Genomic DNA, 24,434 nt, shown 5'->3' on the forward strand with positions numbered 1-24,434 from the left:
TCAATCGATACGTCGCCAATCGGCGGGTACTCAGAAACTGACCCGGTGAGAACGTGGGAGTTTTAGATCGATAAGGAATAAGGCGGACTTTGGAGAGGCGCTTCGCTAACGCAAAACGTAGCGGCAGTGGCGTTACATATAGATGGAACGCTTTGAAAATGCTGCTGCATAACTGGCTGAATACCCGGACTTTTAGCGTTATTCAATGACTAGGAGAGGGCGTACGGTTAGCGCTCAACTGCCTGCAATAAGGAACATTGCACATGTCAGACAAGGACACTGCCACCCAGGATAAAAAGTCGTTTACTGGCAAAAGCCAGCTAGCCGCACTGATCGAGATGACCGGCGATCTGGACACTGCCGAATCCGTGCAGATCACGATGCCCAAGTGGCTGACGGAGGCTGCCCCGGAAGGCATCGCCGCGTATGCGAGCGCAATGGTCGAACTTCAGGCCAGCCAGCTTAAGGTTCAGCCAGCCTTGGATAGCCTGAAGCCACTGTATGAATTTTGCCGCGTCGAACTGACTCAGTTGCTGACCACACGTTACGGCGTCGCATTCGATGTTGAAGAAGACCGTATCGAATTACCGGGCTTTGACTGCGGCTGCCCGGGGGCGACCGAGACCGAGAAAATATCCAGTCAGCAGATGGTTGCCAGGCGCAGTCTGTTGCAGGCCGCCATGCATAACTTCACCGAGGAAGAGGCGGGCAAGGACGGTTTTCCTGCTGCAGGGGTTGTGCGCATTGCATCCACGCCAGAGGGTTTATCTGCACTCACGCCGAGGGTGTTTGCCAATGTGTGTCGGGAACTCGACCTTGGGCAGCGTTACCAGGACCATTACGCGGCGACCTTCAATTCGAGCGTTCTTGATGCGGATATTCGCCAACTCAAGGCAAATGTGCTGAAAGTAGACGCGCATACCGCCTACTTGAAGGGTGATATCGGTCTCTCAGCCTTGCGCATGCTGGAGTGGCTGGATTTGAACAGCGGCAACGCAAATGCTTCCGGCGTAAAGCCGATCCTCTATCAGAACGCCCCGATTCATATGCAAGGCCTGGAACTATTTGGTGCGTGCATCTGGGGCGTTGTCATATTTTCAAAACGCCCGCTCAAGGATCATCCCAATGACTGGTGTGTGGTGTACATGCCGAATGAACCCGGCCGACCTGTTTTTGAATACAGCACCTTTGCCTTGTTCGAGCGATATTTGAGCCGCCAACTGAACATCAGCACATACGCGGATTTCTTTTCCGGTTACATAGATGAGAGCAACAAAGCCGACTTTTACAGTTCGCTGGCGAAAAAGCAGGACTTGTCTCTCGCTACGCCGCTCATTCCTTTCATGCTTTTTACTTTCCTCTATCAAAGTCACGTCACAAAAATGCACAGCGATGCACTGCTACTCGCAGTATCCACTGCAACTGTCGACGCAGAGGAGCGACAAAAGCGCCTGCAAAGCTATGAAGAAGCCGGGTTGCTGATCGCCAATATCGCGGGGTTATTTGTGCCCGTGCTTGGGCAATTGATGATGGGCGTTGCCATCGGGCAACTGTTGGGCGAGGTGTACGAGGGAGTTGAAGATTGGCGTCATGATGACAAGGCCGGTGCACTGGCGCACCTGCTGAATGTGGCCGAAAACCTTGCGATGATGGCGGCGTTTGCGGCGGGCACCAAGGTGATTGGTTCGCTGATCAAGAGGACGGTGGCGGAGCATCCGGCTTTTTTCAGCCAGTTCATTGCGGTCTACAACGGCGCAGCAAAAACCAGGCTATGGAAGCCTTACGTTGAACCTTACGAGCAGATAATTTCTGGAGGCGTTGTCGCTGATTCCCAGGGCATCTATCAGGTTAACTCGCAGACATTCATCAAAATAAACACGGCTGTGTATGAAGTGATTAAAGACGCCGCGCTGGGCAAGTGGCGGGTCAAGCATCCTACTCGCGCCGAAGCATTTTCTCCGGTTGTTGAACGCAACACGGAGGGTGGCTGGCGTTTCGCGCATGAACGTCCAGACGAGTGGAGCAGTGGTCTGTATGCGCTGAAAAGGATTGCTCCACGTCTGGCAGAACTTGACGAGGGACGCCTGGAAAACGCCCGCAGAATCACCGACACCACGGTCAGCCAGCTACATCAGCTGGGAGAGACAAATTCGGCATTGCCCACCCGTTTGAAAGATTGCATCGAGCGTTTTCGTATCGAGCAGAGATTGAGTGACTTCATCGAGGCGATGGAGAGTGGGGATGCGCACAGTATTCGTCATACCGAAGAGCAATTGCACACGTTGCCATCGCTGCCGGGGTGGCCGGCTGATCGCTACATCGATGTCGTGGGTGACAATGGCCTGGTCACGGCGAGATACCCTTCCACAACGCTGGTGGAAGATCATGAATTGAGTGTCGTCGTGAGCCAGGAGCAGCTACGCAGAGGTGAGCTGCTGGAGACGCTGATAGCCGGTTTGTATTCTGAGGAGGTCGACACCTTGCTGGGCGTCAAAGCCGCTAAAAGCACAGAAGGCTCTTTGTTGGCTAAAAAGATCGGTGCGGCGGTCAAGTCTGATCGACGCTCTGCGTTCGATCACCTGTACCGACACTATGACAAAAGTGGGTTTGGCAACGTGCAAAAGCTGCGAAGCCATTACCCCGGGTTACCTGCAGGAGTGGCTAAATCATTGGTGGACGCAGCCAGTAGTGTCGAGCGCTTGCACCTGAACTCAGCGCGTCGAGTGCCGATGAACCTGGCACAGAAAGTTAATCAAACGTTGTCGGAACTTCGTTTTGACAGGGCATTGTCCGGGCTCTATTTACCAGAAATTGCCGCGCCTGACTCTCAACTGTTGGGCATTCGATTGCTTTCCAGAATGCGCGGTTGGAGCAACACATTACGCGTTGAACTTCGTCAGGGGACACTAAGCGGCGTGCAGTTGGCAAGCGTCGGTAGCGAGGAAGCAAGCATCAAACGGGTCATTGTCCGCACTGAGTTGGGTCACGAGGCGTTTGACGCTACTGGACAGTCTCTGGGGGCGGTTGTCTCAGGTAACGACAGTCTTTATGGCGCCGTCGTGCGTGCTATCCCTTCAGATCAGCGCATCGCCATGGGCATTGGTGGCCTTGAGGACACGGGTGGGAGTTCACTGCGCAAAAAGTTGTTCGACAAAGGGCTGGAGGATCGAGCCGACACTGAGCGATTGTTCTCGGGCGAACCGGCCGATGCATCGGCTTTGCGTAGCGACTGCCTTGAAGCCGGAGCCCCGGCATCTGGTTCTCGTCACCCGCTTTCGCTGATACGCAAGATCAAGACGCTGTACCCGTTGCTTAGCAGCTCAGAGGCCAATGAATTGCTGGATGAATTTGGGCCTGATCATCTGGCAAGGGCGACCGAAGTCAAACGTCGGTTGCACGCTCTGAAAGCACTCCGCAAAACACTTGATACATGGATCAATGAAGTCTCGGGCCGGACGTGGACACCCTTTGATGAGACCGAAATTTACGTGAGCCGGTGTACGGTCGCCGACCGCATCGAGGACTGTTGGCGGCGAATGTTTTTCGTGCGCTATGGGTATGCATCGACAGTTCATGGGTTGAAGCTCGATGGCATGCGCATCGGCAAGCTCCCCCTATTGCCCCCTGAAGTGACGTTCGACCATGTGCAAGCCTTGTCACTGAAAGACATGGACCTGAATGACGATGTTGGTTACTTCCTCAAGGCATTCAAAAACGTCCGATCACTGGATCTCTCCTCGAATGCCATTACACGGCTTCCTGAGGCGCTCTCACTGATGCCGGAGTTAGATGAGCTCAGCCTGGCCGTTAATGACCTGCAATTGACCGAACACACATTAAAAAAACTGTCGGACATTCGCACGCTTCGAACCCTTAACTTGAGCGCCAATCATCGTCTCGGAGCCACACTGGATGTGAGCAAAATGTTCGATTTGGAGTACCTGTCCCTGTGCAATACCCAGGCCACTGAGTTCCCAAAAAACCTGGCGCGCTTGCCTAATCTTGACCGGGTCGATTTGCGCTTCAACGAGATCAGCGTGTTGCCTGACTGGGTGTTCGACAGCACCCGACGCTTCAGCGAAACGATCAACCTGAGAAACAATCCGCTTTCCGAGAACAGCCGAGTTCAGCTCAATGCTTATCGCGACCGTGTCGGCATCGGCATGGGCTATTTTGAGGACGACATCACGCGATTGAACGAACAAGGGGCACGAGAGATCTGGTTGACCGATGCGTTAACAACGCCTGAGCGGAACGCTACATGGATCGCGATGAAGGACGATCCCGCCGCCGATGGCTTGTTTCGTCTATTAAATGAGTTGGGTTACAGCGCCGATACCGAATACGTCCGCGAAGACATGATTCGACGCGTCTGGGGTGTATTGAAGGCTGCTCAAGTCGATACGCCGATGCGCGAACAAATATTTGAGTTAGCGGCAAATCCATTGAGCTGTACGGATTCTGCTGCGCTCAACTTCAGCCACCTGGAGGTTGCGGTTGAAGTAGATAAAGTGGCGAACCCGCTAGGCGCCTTACGCTCATCGGCGCCTGAGCTACTGAAACTTGGGCGTGGCCTGTTTCGACTCGACCAATTGGAGCAGATCGCTCAAAACCAGATACAGAAAAATCCGAACGTGGACGCTTTGGAAGTCAGCCTTGCCTATCGCACTGGGTTGGCGGAAGTTTTGGCACTGCCTGGCCAGCCACGGCACATGCGATATGCCGCCATCAGCGGAGTGACTCAAGCGGCACTCGATATTGCGGAAAATCAAGTCAAAATGGCAGAGCTGTCACCGCAATTCATGAAATTTATGGTTCGCCTGCCGTTTTGGACCGACTACCTGCAGCGCCAGTTTTCGAGGCAATTTGCGTCGGTAGACCTGATTTATCCAGAGAAGCTACAAGCGGTATTCGAGACCGCCGACAGCCTGACTACTGGCGACTATCTGGCTCAGGTATCGCAGATCCAGGCGGAAAAAGAAGCTGTCCAGAATTCCATTTTTGAACAATTGACTCATAGCGCCCTGAAAATAGTAGAGCTGGGTATCTGCGCGGTCCCTGATATTTGAAGCGTTTCACTTGCCCCGAACGAGTCTTCGCAGTGCAAAGCGGTTGGGATGACAGGCCTCGGCCACGGCTCGCGGCAGTGGCAGTGGCTCGTTATCAAGCCAGGCTGCCAATAATTCGCCCGACAGCGGCGCGGTAATCAATCCTCGTGAACCGTGACCGCTGTTCACGTATAGACCGTGCAGCCATGGGCATGCGACGTCCGGGATTTGCCGGGCGTCCTTGCTCAAAACATGGTAAACGTCGGCGAATGCCTGATCGTCCGCCAATGGCCCGACAATCGGCATGTAATCCGGGCTGGTACAGCGAAACGCCGCACGACCCGCCAGTGTTTCGGGCTGCAATGTATCCGCTCCCAGCCTTGTGAACAGGTCGGCTGAAATCTCTTCGAGCATGTGCAAATTGCCGGCGTGTTCGGCCGCTGTCGGCGTCAGGTCCTCACTCTTGAAATCAAAACTGGCGCCCAAGGTGTGTTCACCCAAACGCGCCGGCGCGACATAGCCCTCGGCGCAGACAACGGTGGTGAGGCTTTGGCTGGCAGTGGTTTGAGCAAGGTGGGTAATCTGGCCGCGAATGCGTTTGAGTGGTAGGTCACTGCTGAAATCAAAACGTTTTATCTCACCTGCGCCTGCCAGCACTACCACCTCGGCGCTGGCGAGCAAGGTGTCGCCATCCCACGCTTGCCACTCGTCCTTTTCGCGGCGTATTTCAACGACGTCGTGGTGGGTGAGGATTTGAATATCTGGATGCGCGGCTTGCCATTCGCACAGCGCCGGCGGATGTACCCATCCAGCCTCAGGGTAAAACAGACCACCTGATTGCAGCGCAACGCCCGCACGAGTTTCAGCCTGTTCTTGATCAAGTATGTGCAGTAAATCTTCGGGAAACGCAGCGGCCAATTGAGCTTGCCGCTGCGCTTCCTTGGCGTTGAATGCCAATTGCAAAACCCCGCAATCATCCCAGTCGAGGCCACGATGCAAATGCTCAAGCAGGCGTCGGGTGTGGCCGAATCCGCTGACAATCAACTGTGAAAGCGCGGTGCCATGAGCGGACAGCTTGAGGTACAACACGCCCTGGGGATTACCCGAAGCCTCCTGTGCCAGCGCCTCGTGACGCTCCAGCAAACTGACTTGCCAACCGCGTGTTGCGAGGCTTGCTGCGCTGGCGCAACCGGCCAGCCCGGCCCCAACCACCATGGCGCGACGCTCCCCTGTCATCGGTGCCGGTCGAGCAAACCATGGTGCTACCACTGCCGGTGGCGCAGTGTCCTGCGGCCAACCGAGGTACACGCCGCGCAGGATTTCCCATTTGTGCCCGATGCCCGGTGTGCGCTTCATCTTGAAGCCCGCCGCATTCAATAAGCGACGTACCCATCCGGTGCTGGTAAAGGTGCTGATGGTTGAGTTGGGTGCCGCCAGCCGTGCCAATTCGGCAAACAGCTCGGCGGTCCACATGTCGGGGTTTTTTGCCGGCGCGAAGCCGTCGAGAAACCAGGCGTGGATCTGTGCATCGAGTTGGGGTAGTTGTTCCAGCGCATCGCCGATCAGCAGCGTCAGCGTGACGCGTCCGTTGGCCAGTATCAGTCGTTGGAAGCCTTGATGGATCGCCTTGTAGTGCGCCAGCAGTTGATCGGCAAACGGCTTGAGTTCCGGCCACAACGCCAACGCCCGTTGCAGGTCGGGCTGGCTTAGCGGGTATTTTTCGACGCTTACAAAATGCAGGCGTGCCCCGGCGACGGCGTGTTGCTCGAACAACTGCCAGGCGCACAGAAAATTCAGCCCGGTGCCGAAACCGGTCTCGCCGATGACCAGGCGGCCCCCGGCCGGCAGAGCCAAAAAGCGCTCACGCAAATTGTTTTGCTCAAGAAAAACGTAGCGCGTTTCATCAAGGCCCGACAGGTCGGAAAAATACACGTCGTCGAACACCCGTGAGCGCGGGAGCCCTTGGTCGTCCCAGTCGAGTTGGGCGTGAGGCATTACAGGTTTCATGGCAGGCTCGGCAACGGCAAGGCCGCCATTCTAGCCGATCGCCGGTGAAGCGCTTGATACATGGCAAGGTCTGCGGCATCTGGTGAAGCGAAATTTGGATTTCCACGACGCCAGCGAGGTCAATCCGCTAGTCTTGATGAATTCTTGGAAGGGAGTCGTCCATGTTCGAATCTGCCGAAATCGGTCACGCCATCGACAAAGAAACCTACGACGCGGAAGTGCCGGCGCTTCGCGAAGCGTTGCTGGAAGCGCAGTTCGACCTGCAGCAGCAGAAACGTTTTCCAGTCATTATTTTGATCAACGGCATCGAAGGCGCTGGTAAGGGCGAAACGGTGAAGTTACTCAACGAGTGGATGGACCCGCGCTTGATTGAGGTGCGTACGTTCGACCAGCAGACCGACGAAGAGCTGGCTCGACCGCCGGCCTGGCGCTACTGGCGGATGCTCCCGGCCAAGGGCCGCATGGGGATTTTCTTCGGCAATTGGTACAGCCAGATGCTGCAGGCCAGGGTTCATGGCGACTTCAAGAACGCTCGACTCGATCAAGCGATTAACGCGGCCGAACGGCTGGAACAAATGCTCTGCGATGAAGGCGCGTTGATCTTCAAGTTCTGGTTCCATTTGTCCAAAAAACAAATGAAGGCGCGGCTCAAGGCCCTTGCCGACGACCCTCTGCACAGTTGGCGCATCAGCCCGCTGGACTGGCAGCAATCTGAAACCTACGACAAGTTTGTGAAATACGGTGAGCGAGTATTACGCCGTACCAGCCGCGACTACGCACCCTGGCACGTGATTGAAGGCGTCGACGCCCATTACCGCAGCCTGACCGTGGGCAAAATTTTGCTTGAGGGCCTGCAAAATGCGCTGAAGCGGCCCAAGGTCAACCCCGACAAAGTGCACGCCGCGCCTCTGCCTACCAGCGTCGACCAGTTCAATCTGCTCGATAGCCTCGATTTGAGCCAGCGGCTGGAAAAGGATGATTATGAAGAACAGCTGATTACCGAGCAGGCTCGATTCTCCGGGCTGATGCGCGACAAACGCATGCGTCGCCATGCCTTGGTAGCGGTGTTCGAAGGCAATGATGCGGCGGGCAAGGGCGGTGCGATTCGACGGGTTGCGGCGGCACTCGACCCAAGGCAATACAGCATCGTGCCCATTGCAGCACCGACTGAGGAGGAGCGCGCACAGCCTTATCTGTGGCGGTTCTGGCGGCATCTTCCGGCCAAGGGCAAGTTCACGGTGTTTGATCGTTCCTGGTACGGACGAGTGCTGGTCGAGCGCATCGAGGGTTTTTGCCTGCCTGCAGACTGGTTGCGCGCCTACAGCGAAATCAATGATTTCGAAGAGCAGATATCCGACGCAGGCATCATTGTCGTCAAGTTTTGGCTGGCCATCGACAAACAGACGCAGCTGGAGCGTTTTCAGTCGCGTGAAGAAATTCCCTTCAAACGCTTCAAGATCACAGAGGACGACTGGCGTAACCGCGAAAAATGGGACGATTACCGCGCCGCTGTGGGCGATATGGTTGATCGCACCAGCACCGAGGTGTCGCCATGGACGCTGGTCGAGGCGAATGACAAGCGCTGGGCGCGGGTCAAGGTGCTGCGCACGATCAATCGCGCGTTGGAAGAAGCATTTGAAAAGTCCGACAAAAAGGCCCACAAGCACAAGGATTAAACCCATGGTCACGCATACGCGAGGTGAATGATTGTCGCGGTCGGTAACGCGGTGGAATTATCCTCGGTGCACTCTCAACCGATAACAACAATGAGGTATGCCATGCGTGAAGTGGTGATCGTCGACAGCGTTCGGACCGGCCTGGCCAAGTCCTTTCGCGGCAAGTTCAACCAGACCCGCCCGGACGACATGGCGGCTCACTGTGTCAATGCTTTGCTGGCGCGAACCGGTATCGACCCGGCCAGTGTCGAGGATTGCATCGTCGGCGCGGCCTCCAACGAAGGCGCCCAGGGTTTCAATATCGGGCGCAACGTGGCGGTGCTTTCACGATTGGGCGTGGGCACGGCCGGCATGACCCTTAATCGGTTTTGTTCGTCGGGGCTGCAGGCGATTGCCATCGCCGCCAACCAGATCGCCTCGGGTTGCAGCGACATCATCATTGCGGGTGGCGTTGAATCGGTCAGCCTCACCATGAAAAGCGTCAACACCGACAACCTGGTCAATCCGCTGCTGAAAGAACAGGTGCCGGGTATTTACTTCCCGATGGGCCAGACTGCCGAAATTGTCGCGCGTCGCTACAACGTCAGTCGTGAAGAGCAGGATCTGTATGCGCTGCAAAGTCAGCAACGTACTGCCAAGGCTCAGGCCTCCGGGCTGTTTGATGATGAAATCGTACCCATGGCGGTCAAGTACCGCGTCGAAGACAAAGCAACCGGTGAGGTGCAGATTCTTGACGGTGTGGTGGACCGCGACGACTGCAATCGCCCGGACACTACGCTGCAAAGTCTGGCGGCACTTAAACCGGTGTTCGCTGAAGACGGATCGGTGACGGCAGGTAACTCTTCACAGCTGTCCGATGGCGCGTCGATGACCCTGATGATGAGCCTGGAAAAAGCGCTGGAACTGGGCTTGAAGCCAAAAGCATTATTTCGCGGCTTTACCGTTGCCGGGTGTGAACCGGACGAGATGGGTATCGGGCCGGTGTTTTCGGTGCCCAAATTGCTCAAGGCAAAAGGCCTGCAGATTGCCGATATTGACCTGTGGGAACTGAACGAAGCATTCGCCTCGCAGTGCCTGTACAGCCGTAATCGGCTGGGCATTGATAATGACAAGTACAACGTCAGCGGCGGCTCGATTTCGATTGGCCATCCATTCGGCATGACCGGATCACGGCAGGTAGGGCATCTGGTGCGGGAGTTGCAGCGGCGTAATTTGCGTTACGGCATCGTCACCATGTGCGTGGGTGGCGGAATGGGGGCGACCGGTTTGTTTGAAGCGGTGCGTTAAACTTCACGGAACGTAGTGGTTTTCAGATCGCCTTCGCGAGCAGGCTCGCTCCCACCTTGGATCCATGCCTCACATAACTCCCTGTGGGAGCCAGCCTCCCACATTGGATCCAGGTCTCACATAACTCCCTGTGGGAGCCAGCCTCCCACAATGGATCCATGTCTCACCTAACTCCCTGTGGGAGCCAGCCTCCCACATCGGATCCATGTCTCACCTAATGCCCTGTGGGAGCCAGCCTGCTGGCGATGTGGCTGCGCCCAAGTCTAATGTTGAGCATTTAAGACTTGCATGCGCTCGATATACGCCTGAATTTCACGCGCCGCCACTTCCGGGTTTTCATACGGCCCCTCAAGGGTGTTTTCCCGGGTGCTGAAATACAACTCCCCGTTCACTCGACACATCCGGTCACTGCGAAAGTGTGTCGCGGGGGCGTTGTCCTGGGCGCGCATGCCGTACATGGCAATCTCCTGAAAGATGTTCCTGTTGGTGGATCCAAGCAGCTTATGCATTAACCGCTTGCGACGCCCGACTAACTGATCGACGGCATTGCGCCAGATTATTGTTGCGACCTGCACAGTTTCATTCGCGGCCACGCGGCAACTGTCCCTGTGAGCGTTTGACGGTTGCGCCTAGAATGACGCTTCTCGCCAATTGGCTTCGGGGTTCGCATGCACATTTCATCGGGTCGCTGGGTATACGGTCTGTCCCTGGCCTTGTTGACCGCGTTGTTGTGGGGAATCCTGCCGATCAAGCTCAAACAGGTATTGCAGGTGATGGACCCGGTCACGGTGACCTGGTTTCGTCTGACGGTATCGGGTGGTTGCCTGTTTCTCTATCTGGCCGCCACCAAACGCTTGCCGAGTCGCAAAGTGCTTGGCCCGCGCGGAGGCTGGCTGGTGCTGATGGCGGTGCTGGGTCTGGTGGGCAATTACGTGCTGTACCTGATGGGCCTGAATCTGCTGAGCCCCGGTACCGCGCAACTGGTGGTGCAGATGGGCCCGATCATGTTGCTGATTGCCAGTCTGTTTGTATTCAAGGAAAAATTCAGCGTAGGGCAGGGCATAGGCTTGTTGGTGCTGCTGATCGGTTTTGTCTTGTTTTTCAACCAGCGCTTGAGCGAATTGCTGACCTCGCTGACCGATTACACCGCCGGTGTATTGATGGTGCTATTGGCGTCTACGGTCTGGACTTTCTACGCCTTGGGGCAGAAGCAGTTGCTGACGGTATGGAATTCGTTGCAAGTGATGATGGTGATTTATCTGTTCTGCGCCTTGCTGCTCACGCCGTGGGTACATCCACTGGAAGCGTTGCAACTTAGCCCGCTGCAGGGCTGGCTGTTACTGGCGTGCTGCATGAATACCCTGATTGCCTATGGCGCATTTGCCGAAGCGTTGGCGCATTGGGAGGCGTCGCGGGTCAGTGCAACACTGGCGATTACGCCATTGGTGACGTTTTTGGCCGTGGCCTTCGCTGCGTGGTTGTGGCCTGATTACGTGCATGCCGAAACCATCAACGGTCTGGGCTATGGTGGCGCGGTATTGGTGGTGGCGGGTTCAGCATTGGTGGCCCTTGGGCCTTCGCTGATTGCAGGTCTCAAGGCTCGTCGCGTGCGCATGGCGGCCAGTTGAACCGCGTTATCGTTCTTCGCGGGCAAGCCACGCTCCCACAGTAGATTGCGTACTCCTGTGGGAGTGGGCTTGCCCGCGAAGGCTGACGATCAGGCGCCGAAAATCTCAGCCCTTGGCCCCAGCTTCAAGCATGTTCTCCGGCCGCACCCACGCGTCAAACTCTTCATCCGTCAGGTACCCCAACTGCAACGCGGCTTCACGCAGCGTCAACCCTTCGCCGTAAGCTTTTTTAGCGATCTCCGCCGACTTGTCATAGCCGATGTGCGGGTTCAACGCGGTGACCAGCATCAAGCCGCGCTCCAGGTGTTCCGCCATTTTCGCTGCATCCGGTTCAAGTCCGGCAATGCAATGCTGCTGGAAGTTACTGCAGCCATCCCCCAACAGACGAATCGATTGCAGCAGGTTGTGAATGATCACCGGTTTGAACACGTTCAGCTGCAAGTGCCCCTGACTGGCTGCAAAACCGATCGCAACATCGTTGCCCATGACCTGACAGGCCAGCATCGACAAGGCTTCGCATTGAGTCGGGTTGACCTTGCCGGGCATGATCGAACTGCCCGGCTCATTGGCCGGCAACTTCACTTCAGCAAAACCGGCTCGCGGCCCGGAACCCAACAGGCGCAGGTCGTTGGCGATTTTCATCAAGGTCACGGCCAACGTTTTCAAGGCACCAGACAAGGTGGTCAGCGGTTCGTGGCCGGCCAGTGCGGCAAATTTGTTGGGCGCCGTGACGAACGGCAAACCGGAAAGGGCCGCCAGTTCTGCCGCAATCGCCTCGCCAAAGCCGTGCGGCGAGTTCAGCCCGGTGCCGACCGCAGTACCGCCCTGGGCCAGTTCACAAACCGCCGGCAGTGCGCTGCGGATTGCCCGTTCGGCGTAATCCAGTTGCGCGATGAATGCTGAAAGCTCTTGGCCGAAAGTAATCGGCGTGGCGTCCATCATGTGCGTACGGCCGGTTTTCACCAGTTTCATGTGCCGCGCCGATAATTCGGCCAGTCCGCCCGACAACTCGCCGATCGCCGGCAGCAAATGCTGCTGCACAGCCTGGACTGCAGCGATGTGCATGGCGGTCGGGAAACAGTCGTTGGAGCTCTGGGAACGATTGACGTGATCGTTCGGGTGCACCGGAGTCTTGCCACCGCGCGGGTTGCCGGCCAGCTCATTGGCACGCCCGGCGATCACCTCGTTGACGTTCATGTTGCTTTGAGTGCCGCTGCCCGTTTGCCACACCACCAGTGGGAACTGATCGTCGTGGCTGCCGTCGAGCACTTCGTCGGCGGCTTGTTCGATCAGCCGGGCAATATCGGCGGGCACGTCGCCATTACGGTCATTGACCCGTGCCGCGGCTTTCTTGATCAACGCCAGAGCGTGCAGCACTGCCAGCGGCATGCGTTCGTTGCCGATGGCGAAGTTAATCAGTGAGCGTTGTGTTTGAGCGCCCCAATAGGCCTCATCAGGGACTTCCACCTGGCCAAGGCTGTCGGTTTCGATACGGCTCATCATGCACACTCCTGTCGGTCTGATAGCGCAGTTTAGGCCGTGATCATCGGCCGTGGTTCCATGAGACTGGAATTAGACCATTCAACCCCTCTAAATCAGGCCCGACAAGGCTTGGGGTTGAGTGACACACTTTTTTAGGCGCAGAATGGACGCCCTTGGGGTATTACCTCGCCTGCTAGAAAAGGAAACTCGATGACTCGTCTTCGTGCCATCTGTACCGCGGTTGCACTGGTTTGCGCCAGCGGCCCTGTTTTTGCCGATACCGCCAGCCACAACGCCAGTGCCGAAGCTTTCCTGACCCTGGCGCACGCTGACAAATTGGGCACTCCGGTGTACATGCAAGTGCAGCAAATGTTCGCTCAACGCTTTGAACAAACCAAAGCTCCTGAATCGAAGAAAGCGCTGCTGGAGACCTACCAGGCCAAGGCGAATGCCGCTCTGGACCAAGCCATTGGCTGGAACAAGCTGAAGCCGGACATGGTCAAGCTCTACACCACTAACTTCAGCGAATCCGAGCTCAAGGACCTGGTTGCGTTCTACCAGTCGCCATTGGGCAAGAAAGTCCTGGAAAAAATGCCGCAGCTGACTCAGCAATCGGCCCAGATGACCCAAGCCAAACTGGAAAGCGCTGTGCCTGTAGTCAACAAACTGCTGGCTGACATGACTGCTGAGCTGGAGCCAAAAGGCGCCGCCGCTCCAGCCAAGAAAAAGCCTTAAGCGGAGTTCGGTATGACCATGCAACAACGCATTGAATCGACGCTGGGCCTGTTACAGCCCGAGCACCTGCAAGTGCTGGATGAAAGCCATATGCATAGCCGTGGGTTGCAAACCCACTTCAAAGCGGTGGTGGTCAGCCAGCAGTTTGAAGGGCTCAATCGCGTCAAGCGTCACCAGAAAGTCTATGGCACGCTGGGCGAGTTGATGGGCGAGTTTCATGCGTTGGCGCTGCATACCTACACGCCACAGGAATGGGCACAGATTGACGCGGCCCCGGCCTCGCCGACCTGTGCAGGAGGACAGCATTAAAAAGCAGCTATCAGCTGCACGCTAAAGGCATCTCGCTTCAGGCTTGCCGCTTGAAGCTGCTTTTTTTGTTAGAATCCGCAACGCGCCGCTAATCGGCGCGTTTTTTTTCGCATCCGGTTCACCCCTTACGAGGGTAGCCACCTGGAGAATTACCCATGACACAACAGATTGTCGTGGCGGCACTTTATAAGTTCGTCACTCTGGAAGATTACGTCGCGTTGCGCGAGCCACTGCTGCAGGCAATGGTCGACAATGGCATCAAAGGCACGCTGCTGATCGCTGAAGAAGGCATCAACGGCACCGTCTCCGGTAGTCGCGAAGGCATCGACGGGCTGATGGCGTGGCTCAAGAACGACCCGCGCATGGATGACATCGACCACAAAGAGTCGTACTGCGACGAACAGCCGTTTTATCGCACCAAAGTCAAACTCAAAAAAGAAATCGTCACCCTCGGCGTCGATGGCGTGGACCCGAACAAAACGGTGGGTACTTACGTCGACCCGCAAAACTGGAACGCGTTGATCAGCGACCCTGAAGTACTGCTGATCGACACGCGCAATGATTACGAAGTGGCAATCGGTACCTTCGAAGGCGCTATCGATCCGAAAACCACCAGTTTTCGTGAATTTCCCGATTACATCAAAGAACACTTCGACCCCGCCGTGCACAAGAAAGTCGCGATGTTCTGCACCGGCGGTATTCGTTGCGAAAAGGCATCGAGCTTCATGCTCAGCCAGGGTTTCGACGAGGTTTACCACCTCAAGGGCGGTATCCTCAAATACCTCGAAGAGGTCCCGCTGGAAGAAACGAAATGGCAGGGCGACTGCTTCGTCTTCGATAACCGCGTTACGGTTCGTCATGACCTCAGCGAAGGCGACTACGATCAGTGCCATGCCTGCCGTACGCCGGTGAGCGTGGAAGACCGTGCATCGGAGCACTATGTGCCCGGCATCAGTTGCCCGCATTGCTGGGATACGCTTAGTGAAAAGACCCGTCGTAGCGCCACTGATCGGCAGAAGCAGATTGAACTGGCCAAAGCTCGCAACTTGCCTCACCCGATCGGCTACAACTACAAGCAAACTCCTTCCGAGGCTTGAACCATGTCTGCGCGCCGCCTGCTCTATGTGATGGATCCGATGTGTTCCTGGTGCTGGGGTTTTGCGCCGGTTGCGAATGCTTTGGTTGAGCAGGCAAGGGCTGCAGGTGTCGAAGTGCACCTGGTGGTCGGTGGTTTGCGTACCGGCAGTGGCGCGGCGCTTGAGCCGACCACGCGCCGTTATATCCTTGAACATTGGCAGGCAGTAACCGAAACCACCGGTCAGCCGTTCAAGCTCGACGGTGCGCTGCCGGATGGGTTTGTCTACGACACTGAGCCTGCATGTCGGGCGTTGGTGACTGCGCGTAGCCTGGCGCCGGATTGCGCCTGGAAGTTGCTTGGGCTGATTCAGCAAGCGTTTTACGCAGAAGGTCGCGACGTTACGCACGCCAGTATTCTGGTCGAGCTGGCGGAACGCGCGGGTCTGCCACGCATCGAGTTTGCCGCCGCGTTCGATCGAGCCGATCAGCACGCGGCCACCGCTGCCGACTTCACATGGGTCCAGGACTTGGGCATTTCCGGTTTTCCAACCTTGCTGGCCGAGCGTGATGGCCAGTTGGCGCTGCTGACCAATGGTTATCAGCCGCTCAGCGAGTTGTCGCCGTTACTCGGCCGCTGGCTGGAGCGCGCTGCCTGTGCATGACCTGCCTGATGACGCGCCTGCCCCCGAGCGTGTTGATCGTCTGAGTTGGGCCGAAATCCGCCGATTGGCACTGCACCATAAAAAATCATTGTGGATCGCTAATGGCGTGGCCGTGCTGGCAACGCTGTGCAGCGTGCCCATCCCTTTGTTGCTGCCACTGCTGGTGGACGAAGTGTTGCTGGGCCACGGCGACAGTGCATTGAAAATCATGAACCACGCATTGCCCGAAGGCTGGCAGAAAGCGGCCGGTTACATCGGCCTGATGCTGGCGGTCACGTTCACTCTGCGTTGCGCTGCGTTGGTGTTCAACGTCATTCAGGCGCGGCTCTTCGCAGCACTGGCCAAAGACATCGTGTACCGCATTCGTGTACGGCTGATTGAAAGGCTCAAACGCATTTCACTGGGCGAGTACGAAAGCCTGGGCAGCGGAACCGTGACTACGCACTTGGTCACCGATCTGGATACGCTGGATAAATTCGTCGGCGAAATCCTCAGCCGCTTCCTGGTGGCGATGCTGACGCTGGTGGGCACCGCCAGCATTCTGTTCTGGATGCACTGGAAGCTTGCGCTGCTGATCATGCTGTTCAATCCACTGGTGATCTACGCCACGGTGCAGTTGGGCAAACGGGTCAAGCACCTGAAAAAACTCGAGAACGACAGCACCTCGCGCTTCACTCAGGCGCTGACCGAAACCCTCGACTCGATTCAGGAAGTGCGTGCTGGCAACCGTCAGGGTTTTTTCCTGGGGCGCCTGGGGCAGCGCGCTCGTGAAGTGCGTGATTACGCCGTCACCTCGCAATGGAAAACCGACGCCTCGAACCGTGCCAGCGGCTTGCTGTTCCAGTTTGGCATCGACATTTTCCGCGCGGCAGCAATGCTCACGGTGTTGTTTTCCGATTTATCGATTGGGCAGATGTTGGCCGTCTTCAGTTACCTGTGGTTCATGATCGGCCCGGTGGAGCAACTGCTCAATCTGCAGTACGCCTACTACGCGGCTGGCGGCGCGCTGTCGCGGATAAATGAGCTGCTGGCGCGGGCTGATGAACCGCAGTATCCCGGGGGTGTCGACCCGTTCCAGGGCCGCGATACCGTGGGCATCGAAGTTCAGGGCTTGAGTTTCGGTTACGGCGACGAGTGGGTCCTGAATCAAATGGACCTGTCGATTGCGCCAGGTGAAAAAGTTGCGATTGTCGGCGCCAGCGGTGGGGGTAAAAGTACGCTGGTGCAGTTGCTGTTGGGGCTGTACACACCACTGGCGGGAACCATCCGTTTTGGTGGGTCGACCCAGCAAGAGATTGGTCTGGAAACCGTGCGCGAGAATGTTGCCGTGGTGCTGCAGCATCCGGCCCTGTTCAACGACACCATCCGCGCCAACCTGACCATGGGCCGCGAACGTAGCGACGAGGCCTGTTGGCAGGCGCTCGAGATTGCCCAGTTGCAACAAACCGTTCGCGAACTGCCCAACGGCCTGGACAGTGTCGTGGGACGGTCCGGTGTGCGCCTTTCCGGCGGTCAGCGGCAACGCCTGGCCATTGCACGGATGGTGCTGGCCGAACCGAAAGTGGTAATCCTCGACGAGGCAACCTCTGCGCTGGACGCTGCGACTGAATACAACCTGCACCAGGCTCTGGCGCGGTTTCTCAGCCAGCGCACCACGCTGATCATTGCCCATCGATTATCCGCGGTGAAGCAGGCTGACCGGGTGTTAGTGTTCGACGGCGGGCAGATTGCCGAGGACGGCGACCATCAACAATTGATTGCCGAGGGTGGTTTGTACGCCAAACTTTACGGGCATTTGCAGCAACACTGATTCAGGCGTGGTCCTAACTATCGTAACCACTCGTGATTTTTGTTGAGGGGGAGTTCACGTATCAGCAATAGATGTGTGTTGTGTGCGTGGGAATTCTTGCCGGGATTGAGAACGCACCCTAGTCTAGCTGTAGCGATCACGTTGGGATGCTGATCTGGCAGTGCTAAAACAAGGGACCTCATGAATCAAACGCGGACTCTCGGAACTCCACGGTTGTTGGGCATCGTCTGGCCCTTCATCGCCGTCGTTCTGTTTCAGGCGCTCCTGGGCGGCGTTAGCTTGTATATGCTGTCGGCGGTTCGTGGCTATGTGGCCGGGGAAAGCCTGTGGTCCAAGGGCCAGAAAGACGCCATTTATTACCTCAATCTATATGCCGACAGTCGCGACGAGACTATTTTTCTCAAGTATCAAAATGCCATAGCCGTGCCCCAAGGAGGGCATGAGCTGCGTCTGGCATTGGATAAGCAGCCACCGGATATAGAAGCGGCGCGCCATGGCATCCTCAAGGGGGGTAATCACCCGGATGACGTTTCCAGCCTTATCTGGCTGTACCTTAACTTCAGGCACTTCAGCTACCTCGAAAAAGCCATTGACCGCTGGACGGTCGGTGATGCCTATCTGGTGAAACTTGATGACGTTGCTCGAGAGATGCATCAGCGCATCACCGACAATTTGGCGACCGACGCTGACATCAAGCGCTGGAAGCAGCAGATATTCGACATCAATGATGGTGTGACGCCGGCAGCCCGGGCGTTCAGTGATGCATTGGGTCAAGGCTCGCGCGTGATCCTGCACCTGTTGCTGGTGACGAATTTCGCAACGGCCCTGGGCCTGATTGTGTTGGCGTTGATGCGCACTCACAAACTGCTCAAGCAGCGCCATGCCTTTGCCGACGCGCTGCAACTCGAGAAGGAGCGCGCGCAAATCACCCTGCAATCCATTGGTGATGGCGTGATCACCACGGATGTCGAGGGTGCGATTGCTTACATGAACCCGGCCGCAGAGGCCTTGACCCACTGGAAGTCCGAGCAAGCGACAGGGTTGCCGTTAGCAGCGTTGTTCAACCTGTTGGACGAGAACGCTCAAGCTGACGGTTTCACGCTGATCGAGCACATCCTGAGCGGCGAGCTCAGTGGTGGCAGCGAACACTCCAAACTGATTCAGCGTCTGGATGGCAGCACGGTGTCGGTCACGCTGGTCGGGGCCCCCATCCGTAACGCCGGCAAGGTCAGCGGTACCGTGCTGGTGTTGCATGACATGACTCAAGAGCGGCAGTACATCGCCAATCTGTCCTGGCAAGCTACCCATGATGCCTTGACCGGGCTCGCCAACCGTCGCGAGTTCGAGTATCGCCTGGAGCAGGCACTGCACAATCTCACCCGGCAACCCGGGCGGCATGCGTTGATGTTTCTCGACCTTGACCAGTTCAAACTGGTTAACGATACCTGCGGCCATGCGGCCGGTGATGAGTTGCTGCGGCATATCTGCGCGCTGCTGCAATCAGGCCTGCGCGAAGGCGATACCTTGGCCCGGCTGGGCGGCGACGAGTTCGGCATTTTGCTGGAAAACTGTGCGCCGGACGCGGCGGAGAAAATTGCCGAAAGCCTGCGGCAGACTGTACAAAATTTGCATTTCGTCTGGAAAGGTCGGCCGTTCGTCACCACGGTGAGCATCGGGCTGGTGCATGTCGCGCAGAATCCAACCACCCTCGAAGCTTCGTTACGCGCTGCGGACATGGCCTGCTACATGGCCAAGGAAAAGGGGCGTAATCGAGTTCAGGTCTATCACGCCGACGACTCCGAGCTTTCCCTGCGCTTTGGTGAAATGGCCTGGGTGCAGCGCCTGCACATGGCATTGGAAGAAAACCGTTTCTGTCTTTACGCCCAGGAGATAGCGCCTCTTGGGCTGACGGAACAGGGTAGCGGGCACATCGAGATTCTTTTGCGTCTGCATGACGAAGCTGGCCGGATGATTCTGCCTGACAGTTTTATTCCGGCGGCTGAACGCTACGGGTTAATGACCTCCCTGGACCGTTGGGTGGTGGAAAATGTCTTCAAAATCATCGCCCAGTGCATTGTCGAGCAGCACAAAGGTCCACTGGCAATGTGTGCGATCAATCTGTCGGGCACCACCATTGGCGATGACGCATTTCTGGATTTCCTGCGTGAGCAGTTCAAGGCTTATGCCATTCCGCCTGAAATGATTTGTTTTGAAATCACTGAAACCAGTGCGATTTCAAATCTCGGCAGCGCGATCAGATTTATCAATGAGCTCAAAGGTTTAGGCTGCCACTTTTCGTTGGATGACTTTTGCGCCGGTATGTCCTCGTTCGCGTACCTGAAACATTTGCCTGTAGACTTCTTGAAGATCGACGGGAGTTTCGTAAAGGATATGCTGGACGACCCGATCAACCGCGCCATGGTCGAAGTGATCAATCACATCGGTCATGTCATGGGTAAGCGTACGATTGCAGAGTTCGTCGAAACACCGCAGATCGAGCAGGCATTGCTGGAGATCGGCGTCGATTACGCTCAAGGGTATGTTATTGAGCGTCCGCATCTGTTTACCTGTGAAAGTCTGCAGAGTCGTCCTGCGCGGCCTCAGCCGTTGTTGTTCAAGGCGCCCGGCACGTTTCGTTGAATCTCTTGCTGGTCCTTACAATCACAATCAAAAGGAGCTCGACAGTGATCGACACATTCAATCGAACCGGACCGCTCATGGAAGCTGCCAGTTATCCTGCATGGGCCCAGCGCCTGATTCAGGACTGCAGCGAGAGCAAGCGCCGCGTTGTCGAACACGAACTGTATCAGCGTCTGCGTGATAACAAGCTCAGTGCAAAAACCATGCGCCACTATTTGATTGGTGGCTGGCCGGTGGTGGAACAGTTCGCGTTGTATATGGCACAGAACCTTACTAAAACCCGCTTTGCACGCCATCCCGGCGAAGACATGGCGCGCCGCTGGTTGATGCGCAATATTCGCGTGGAATTGAACCACGCCGATTATTGGGTGCACTGGAGTCGTGCGCATGGGGTGGGCCTGGAGGACCTGCAAGCGCAACAGGTGACGCCGGAACTTCATGCGCTGAGTCATTGGTGCTGGCACACCAGTTCGGCGGATTCACTGATTGTGGCCATTGCCGCCACCAACTACGCCATCGAAGGCGCGACAGGCGAGTGGTCTGCACTGGTCTGCTCCAGCGGCGTTTATGCCGCATCGTTCCCGGAAGAAGATCGCAAGCGCGCCATGAAGTGGCTGAAGATGCACGCCCAGTATGACGATGCCCATCCGTGGGAAGCGCTGGAAATCATCTGCACCCTGGCCGGCATGAACCCAAGCAAATCGCTGCAAGTGGAATTGCGCCAAGCGGTCTGCAAGAGCTATGACTATATGTTCCTGTTCCTGGAGCGTTGCATGCAACTGGAACACGCGGAAAAGTCCACTGTAACGCGTGAGCGCTTGGCACTCGCCGAGGGCTGAGCAGGTAAAACGCGCTGAAAAAAAGCCCGCGCCTCGTCTGGAACGACAAGGTGCGGGCTTTTTTATTACTGCTGCCTATGCGCTGATTTTCAGTCCGATCAGCCCGGCAATGATCAGGCCCACGCTGGCGAGCCGGAACAATGCCATGGACTCACCAAACAGAATGATCCCGGCGATGACAGTGCCGACGGCGCCGACGCCGGTCCAGATTGCGTAAGCCGTGCCCAGCGGCAATTCCTTCATGGCAAGGCCCAGCAGACCAAGGCTGATGGCCATGGCGGCGACCGTCAATGCGGTAGGAAGAGGGCGGCTAAAGCCATCGGTGTATTTCAGCCCAACGGCCCAGCCCACTTCGAACAGGCCGGCGAAAAACAGAATGATCCAGGACAAGAGAAACCTCCATCGATTGACGGGGTCGTCCCCAGATTAATGACTCGATCGAGCCGCGAGGTCGTCCTCGCGTTGCGCAATAGAGTGCCCATCATTAACCCGGGGATCAAGTTTGTGATCAGCCGCTGGCCTTTTGTGCCGCCAGTTCGCGGTCTTCTTTTTCGCTCATTCGGCGGAAATAGGTAGAAAGTAATGCCCCGGAGATGTTGTGCCAAACGCTGAACAACGCGCTTGGAACCGCCGCCAATGGCGAGAAGTGCGCGCTGGCCAAAGCGGCGCCCAAACCGGAGTTCTGCATGCCGACTTCCAGCGCCAGGGACTTGCGTTGCGCCAAGGGCAACTTGAACAGGCGGCCGGTAAAGTAGCCCAGCAAATAACCGAAGCTGTTATGCAGCATCACCACGGCCATGATCAGCAGGCCTGACTCGGCAATCTTCGCCTGGCTGGCGGCAACGACTGCAGCGACGATGATCACGATGCTCACCACCGATATCAGTGGCAGCACTTCTACCGCGTGCCTGACCCGCGCACCCAGCAGGCGCTGCGCAACCACACCCAGGACGATCGGCAGCAACACCACCTGCAGAATCGACCAGAACAACTCCATGAACGACACCGGCAGCCAGGCGGAAGCAAGCAGCCAGATCAGTGCCGGCGTCAGCAGTGGCGCGAGAAGGGTCGTCACGGCGGCAATGGCGACCGACAGCGCCAGATCACCACGTGCCAGCCACGTCATCACATTGGATGAGGTGCCACTCGGGCAGCAGCCGACCAGAATGACGCCGACGGCGATTTCCGGTGGCAACTGGAAGGCTTGGCAGAGTAACCATGCCATGCCGGGCATGATCACGAAATGGGCGACGACGCCCAGCGCCACGCGCCACGGATGGCGAGCGACTTCGGCGAAGTCATCGAGTTTCAGGGTCAGGCCCATGCCGAACATCACCAGGCCCAGCAACGGAACAATGGCGCCTTTAAGGCCGATGAACCACGTTGGCTGCAGAAACGCCAAGACAGCGAAAATCAGCACCCAGTAGGCAAAGGTGTTTCCGACAAAGCGGCTTAAAGCGGCGAGGGCGCGCATGGCCTGATCCTTATTATTCGATTTTGACAATGACACAGGACCCCATGTGGGAGCGAGCAAGCCCGCTCCCACAGGGGATATCACAAGGCTTTAGATTCCTTGAGGAGTCTCTTCGCCGCCCAGCGCTTCAACCAGCGCCGGCAGGAAATCACCGAAGGTCAGCATCATCAAGGTGAAGCTGGCATCCAGTTGGCCGAGGGCTTCTTCGCCACCGTCCTGTTCCGCTTGATCTTGTAGCAGGTCTTCGAATTTCAGACGCTTGACCACCATCTTGTCGTCGAGAACGAAAGACAGTTTGTCTTGCCAGGCCAAAGACAGTTGAGTCACCACTTTGCCGGTGCTCAAGTGCAGCTGGATTTCTTCGCTGGTCAGGTCCTGGCGCTTGCAACGCACAATACCGCCGTCTTCGTGGGTATCGCGCAGCTCGCACTCGTCCAGCACGAAGAAATCGTCCGCCGCTTTCTGGGTGGTGACCCACTCAGTCATGGATGCTGTCGGAGACATTTTCACGGTCAGTGGGCGAACCGGCAGGGTGCCGATCACTTCACGCAGGGTCGACAGCAGGTCTTCGGCACGTTTCGGGCTGGCCGAGTTGACCAGGATCAGGCCCTGTTTCGGCGCGATGGCGGCGAACGTCGACGAACGACGGATAAAGGCGCGAGGCAAGAAGGCCTGGATGATTTCATCCTTGATCTGATCGCGCTCTTTCTTGTAGACCTTGCGCATTTGTTCGGCTTCGATCTCTTCGACCTTTTCCTTCACCGCGTCACGCACGACGCTACCCGGAAGGATGCGTTCCTCTTTGCGGGCGGCGATCAGCAGGAAGTCGCCACTGACGTGCACCAGCGGTGCATCTTCGCCTTTGCCAAAGGGCGCGACGAAACCGTAGGTGGTCAACTCCTGGCTTGCACATGGACGCGCCTGTTTGGTGGCCAGTGCAGTTTCCAACGCCTCGGCATCAAAAGGCAGATCTTGGGTCAGGCGATAGATAAGCAGGTTTTTGAACCACATGGGGCGAGTCTCTCCTTTATACAAAGGGGGGCATTATTCTCTTCGTAGCGCCATAGGCCAACCCTTCTCTAAGCCTTTGGAAGGCATGAAAAAATTATTGTAAAAAGTGCTTGCCAGAGGTTAGGTCGCTCCGTAGAATGCGCGCCACACCGAACGTGAAGGGTGATTAGCTCAGCTGGGAGAGCGTCTGCCTTACAAGCAGAATGTCGGCGGTTCGATCCCGTCATCACCCACCATTCGCATTCAGTGTTACGCGCAGCGGTAGTTCAGTCGGTTAGAATACCGGCCTGTCACGCCGGGGGTCGCGGGTTCGAGTCCCGTCCGCTGCGCCATATTCGGTAATCTGGAACGCTGAACGCCAGGTCACCACAGAAAGCCCGCTTAATCGCGGGCTTTTTTCTGTCCGAAGTTCCTGCTGGGTGTGTCGTTTTTACCGTTTTTCAGTTTTTTTAATTTATTTATCAATTAAATCAACACGTTATGAAAAACTGTGGCACAATGCGCCCCGCAACGAAGGTAAAGGGTGATTAGCTCAGCTGGGAGAGCGTCTGCCTTACAAGCAGAATGTCGGCGGTTCGATCCCGTCATCACCCACCACTTACTTTCAATGTTACGCGCAGCGGTAGTTCAGTCGGTTAGAATACCGGCCTGTCACGCCGGGGGTCGCGGGTTCGAGTCCCGTCCGCTGCGCCATATTCGGTAACCTGGAACGCTGAACGCCAGGTCACCACGGAAAAAGCCCGCTTAAT

At 56.8% G+C, this 24,434-nt stretch carries 17 protein-coding genes and 4 tRNA genes; 15 read left to right on the forward strand and 6 right to left on the reverse strand.

Going from position 1 to position 24,434, the window contains the following annotated elements:
• The first annotated feature begins 263 nt into the window (after window positions 1-263).
• Window positions 264-5,069, forward strand: a complete 4,806-nt coding sequence (locus ACQR3R_RS29315; RefSeq protein WP_428278004.1) for an NEL-type E3 ubiquitin ligase domain-containing protein — start codon at window positions 264-266, stop codon at window positions 5,067-5,069.
• Window positions 5,070-5,075: 6 nt separating this feature from the next.
• On the opposite strand, the gene mnmC is transcribed toward ACQR3R_RS29315, so the two are convergent.
• Window positions 5,076-7,055 (reverse strand): bifunctional tRNA (5-methylaminomethyl-2-thiouridine)(34)-methyltransferase MnmC2/FAD-dependent 5-carboxymethylaminomethyl-2-thiouridine(34) oxidoreductase MnmC1, encoded by a 1,980-nt coding sequence (gene mnmC, locus ACQR3R_RS29320; protein WP_428278006.1) that lies wholly within the window; start codon window positions 7,053-7,055, stop codon window positions 5,076-5,078.
• A gap of 161 nt (window positions 7,056-7,216) precedes the next feature.
• Here mnmC and pap point away from each other — a divergent pair, with 161 nt between their 5' ends.
• Together pap and ACQR3R_RS29330 are read left to right on the forward strand one after the other, a co-directional pair.
• Window positions 7,217-8,731, forward strand: a complete 1,515-nt coding sequence (gene pap, locus ACQR3R_RS29325; RefSeq protein WP_428278008.1) for a polyphosphate:AMP phosphotransferase — start codon at window positions 7,217-7,219, stop codon at window positions 8,729-8,731.
• A gap of 102 nt (window positions 8,732-8,833) precedes the next feature.
• Window positions 8,834-10,018 carry an acetyl-CoA C-acyltransferase gene (locus ACQR3R_RS29330; protein ID WP_428278010.1) on the forward strand — a complete coding sequence of 395 codons (1,185 nt, stop codon included), beginning with the start codon at window positions 8,834-8,836 and terminating at the stop codon, window positions 10,016-10,018.
• A gap of 263 nt (window positions 10,019-10,281) precedes the next feature.
• Here the strand turns inward: ACQR3R_RS29330 and ACQR3R_RS29335 are convergent, their stop codons facing one another.
• Entirely contained in the window at window positions 10,282-10,611 is a 330-nt protein-coding gene (locus tag ACQR3R_RS29335) for a DUF6316 family protein (RefSeq protein WP_428278012.1), read from the reverse strand.
• Window positions 10,612-10,686: 75 nt separating this feature from the next.
• Here ACQR3R_RS29335 and ACQR3R_RS29340 point away from each other — a divergent pair, with 75 nt between their 5' ends.
• The gene (locus ACQR3R_RS29340) at window positions 10,687-11,646 is read left to right on the forward strand and encodes an EamA family transporter (RefSeq protein ID WP_428278014.1); all 960 of its coding nucleotides are present in this window, start codon (window positions 10,687-10,689) and stop codon (window positions 11,644-11,646) included.
• Window positions 11,647-11,751: 105 nt separating this feature from the next.
• Here ACQR3R_RS29340 and ACQR3R_RS29345 read toward each other — a convergent pair whose 3' ends face one another.
• Window positions 11,752-13,146, reverse strand: a complete 1,395-nt coding sequence (locus ACQR3R_RS29345) for a class II fumarate hydratase (protein WP_428278016.1) — start codon at window positions 13,144-13,146, stop codon at window positions 11,752-11,754.
• 192 nt (window positions 13,147-13,338) lie between these two features.
• Here ACQR3R_RS29345 and ACQR3R_RS29350 point away from each other — a divergent pair, with 192 nt between their 5' ends.
• From ACQR3R_RS29350 to ACQR3R_RS29380, 7 genes are all read left to right on the forward strand, one after another.
• Window positions 13,339-13,863: a DUF2059 domain-containing protein gene (locus tag ACQR3R_RS29350; RefSeq protein ID WP_033055281.1), complete on the forward strand. Its 525-nt coding sequence runs from the start codon at window positions 13,339-13,341 to the stop codon at window positions 13,861-13,863.
• A gap of 12 nt (window positions 13,864-13,875) precedes the next feature.
• On the forward strand, window positions 13,876-14,172 hold the full coding sequence (locus tag ACQR3R_RS29355) for a BolA/IbaG family iron-sulfur metabolism protein (protein WP_428278018.1): 297 nt from the start codon (window positions 13,876-13,878) through the stop codon (window positions 14,170-14,172).
• A gap of 155 nt (window positions 14,173-14,327) precedes the next feature.
• Entirely contained in the window at window positions 14,328-15,269 is a 942-nt protein-coding gene (locus ACQR3R_RS29360; RefSeq protein WP_428278020.1) for an oxygen-dependent tRNA uridine(34) hydroxylase TrhO, read from the forward strand.
• Between the two features lie 3 nt (window positions 15,270-15,272).
• Window positions 15,273-15,911 carry a DsbA family protein gene (locus ACQR3R_RS29365; RefSeq protein ID WP_428278022.1) on the forward strand — a complete coding sequence of 213 codons (639 nt, stop codon included), beginning with the start codon at window positions 15,273-15,275 and terminating at the stop codon, window positions 15,909-15,911.
• On the forward strand, window positions 15,904-17,721 hold the full coding sequence (locus ACQR3R_RS29370) for an ATP-binding cassette domain-containing protein (protein WP_428278024.1): 1,818 nt from the start codon (window positions 15,904-15,906) through the stop codon (window positions 17,719-17,721). Before ACQR3R_RS29365 ends, ACQR3R_RS29370 begins: the two co-directional genes overlap by 8 nt.
• A 180-nt stretch (window positions 17,722-17,901) precedes the next feature.
• Window positions 17,902-20,361: an EAL domain-containing protein gene (locus ACQR3R_RS29375; protein ID WP_428278026.1), complete on the forward strand. Its 2,460-nt coding sequence runs from the start codon at window positions 17,902-17,904 to the stop codon at window positions 20,359-20,361.
• Between the two features lie 44 nt (window positions 20,362-20,405).
• Complete coding sequence (locus ACQR3R_RS29380) at window positions 20,406-21,200, forward strand: iron-containing redox enzyme family protein (protein WP_428278028.1); 795 nt, start codon at window positions 20,406-20,408, stop codon at window positions 21,198-21,200.
• A gap of 75 nt (window positions 21,201-21,275) precedes the next feature.
• Here ACQR3R_RS29380 and sugE read toward each other — a convergent pair whose 3' ends face one another.
• From sugE to rdgC, 3 genes are all read right to left on the reverse strand, one after another.
• Entirely contained in the window at window positions 21,276-21,590 is a 315-nt protein-coding gene (gene sugE / locus ACQR3R_RS29385; RefSeq protein ID WP_428278030.1) for a quaternary ammonium compound efflux SMR transporter SugE, read from the reverse strand.
• 118 nt (window positions 21,591-21,708) lie between these two features.
• Window positions 21,709-22,674 (reverse strand): bile acid:sodium symporter, encoded by a 966-nt coding sequence (locus ACQR3R_RS29390; RefSeq protein ID WP_428278032.1) that lies wholly within the window; start codon window positions 22,672-22,674, stop codon window positions 21,709-21,711.
• A gap of 90 nt (window positions 22,675-22,764) precedes the next feature.
• Window positions 22,765-23,685: a recombination-associated protein RdgC gene (gene rdgC / locus ACQR3R_RS29395; RefSeq protein ID WP_428278034.1), complete on the reverse strand. Its 921-nt coding sequence runs from the start codon at window positions 23,683-23,685 to the stop codon at window positions 22,765-22,767.
• 160 nt (window positions 23,686-23,845) lie between these two features.
• Between rdgC and ACQR3R_RS29400 the strand changes: the two genes are divergently transcribed.
• From ACQR3R_RS29400 to ACQR3R_RS29415, 4 genes are all read left to right on the forward strand, one after another.
• Window positions 23,846-23,921 (forward strand) — tRNA-Val (locus tag ACQR3R_RS29400).
• 19 nt (window positions 23,922-23,940) lie between these two features.
• Window positions 23,941-24,017 (forward strand) — tRNA-Asp (locus ACQR3R_RS29405).
• 189 nt (window positions 24,018-24,206) lie between these two features.
• Window positions 24,207-24,282 (forward strand) — tRNA-Val (locus ACQR3R_RS29410).
• A gap of 19 nt (window positions 24,283-24,301) precedes the next feature.
• Window positions 24,302-24,378, forward strand: a tRNA-Asp gene (locus ACQR3R_RS29415).
• The last annotated feature ends 56 nt before the right edge of the window (window positions 24,379-24,434 follow it).

Source organism: Gordonia sp. IEGM753 (assembly GCF_050321825.1).
GTDB lineage: Bacteria > Pseudomonadota > Gammaproteobacteria > Pseudomonadales > Pseudomonadaceae > Aquipseudomonas.